We start from the raw sequence: 715 nt of genomic DNA on the forward strand, positions 1-715 counted from the left end.
GACGAATTCTTCGCGGCCAAAGAGCGCATGCTCAACCCGGAGCCGGCCGTCTTCATTCCGGGCAAGTACGACGAGAACGGCAAGTGGATGGATGGTTGGGAGACGCGTCGCAAGCGTGTGAACGGCTATGACTGGTGCATCGTCAAGCTGGCGCGTCCGGGCGTGTTGTTCGGCGTCGATCTGGACACGAGCCACTTCACGGGCAACTTCCCACCGGCGGCGTCGCTTGAGGGCTGCTACAGCCCGGACGGCGCACCGAACGATGCTGCCGAATGGTTCGAACTGCTGCCGTCGACCACGTTGCAGGGTAACGCGCACCACTACCACGCCATCACGCAGCAACGCGCAGCGACGCATGTGCGCGTGAACCTGTACCCGGATGGTGGTCTGGCGCGTCTGCGCTTGTACGGCTTGCCGCAGAGCGACTGGGCGGGCCGTTCGCGCGACGAGCTGATCGACCTGATCGCGATGGAGAACGGTGGCTACGTCGTGGCAGCAAACAACCAGCACTTCGGCTTGGCGTCGAACCTGTTGATGCCCGGCCGTGGCGTGAACATGGGCGATGGGTGGGAGACGCGTCGTCGCCGTGAGCCGGGCAATGATTGGGCGATTATTGCGTTGGCGCAGCCGGGTGAGATTGGCAAGATCGAAGTGGATACGGCGCACTTCAAGGGCAACTTCCCGGACCGTTGCTCCATCCAGGCGGCGTATGTGA

1 protein-coding gene is annotated in these 715 nt (G+C 63.4%); it reads left to right on the plus strand.

Annotated features, from left to right (window positions below; all coding sequences use genetic code 11):
- A partial coding sequence (alc, locus tag PAN31117_RS26975; protein ID WP_150740885.1) for an allantoicase occupies positions 1-715 on the plus strand: 715 nt, incomplete at both ends.

It is taken from the genome of Pandoraea anapnoica, from assembly GCF_902459765.1.
Classification (GTDB): Bacteria; Pseudomonadota; Gammaproteobacteria; order Burkholderiales; family Burkholderiaceae; genus Pandoraea; species Pandoraea anapnoica.